Source organism: Sulfurihydrogenibium sp. (assembly GCF_027448985.1).
Lineage (GTDB): Bacteria > Aquificota > Aquificia > Aquificales > Hydrogenothermaceae > Sulfurihydrogenibium.
In genome coordinates this window covers 1-600 of record NZ_DAIDMN010000183.1, presented here as the reverse complement: position 1 = coordinate 600, position 600 = coordinate 1, and the positions used below count along the sequence as shown (strand labels likewise).

The 600-nt window shown below is 42.3% G+C and carries 1 pseudogene; it reads left to right on the top strand.

Features of this window, described 5'->3' with window-relative positions:
• Positions 1–600 (top strand): annotated as a pseudogene (locus tag NE054_RS08480) (ferredoxin oxidoreductase); the annotation flags it as partial.

Sequence of the window (600 nt, the reverse complement as noted above, 5' to 3'; positions counted from 1 at the left end):
AGTTACTACTACATCTGGACCTGGTACACTAAGAGCAATGGAAAACTTCCCAATGTGGGCAGGAACAAGAATCCCATGTCAGCTTGTTTTGATGGCTAGAGGTATTAACTCACCACTTACAATTCAACCGGATAACCTTGAAGTGTCTTTCCTTCTAGAGACAGGTTGTATGATTTGGTATGCTGAGAATGTTCAAGAACTTTTTGATATGAGTATCGCAGCATTTACTGTGGCTGAAATGCCGGATGTACACGTGCCGATTATTACAGCGGTTGATGGATTCTTTGTATCTCATACAAGAGAATCAGTTATGCTTCCTGCTGATGATATCGCGTTGTTCCCATACAACCCGTATAAAGCACCACTGCCTCCAATTGATTCAGAGATGCCTCCGGGAAGATTTTTAAGAGATCCTTTCGTAATGAAATCAAACTATATCTCTTATGCAACCCATGCAAGTTGGCAGTGGGAAGTACGATCTGCTGTAGACAGATCTAGACCGTATGCAAAACATTTCTTAAATGGTTTGGCACACGTAACGGGTGACTTAGATGCTGAAATCGTATTTGTTGCGTGTGGAACAGCATCCCACCAGGCAAA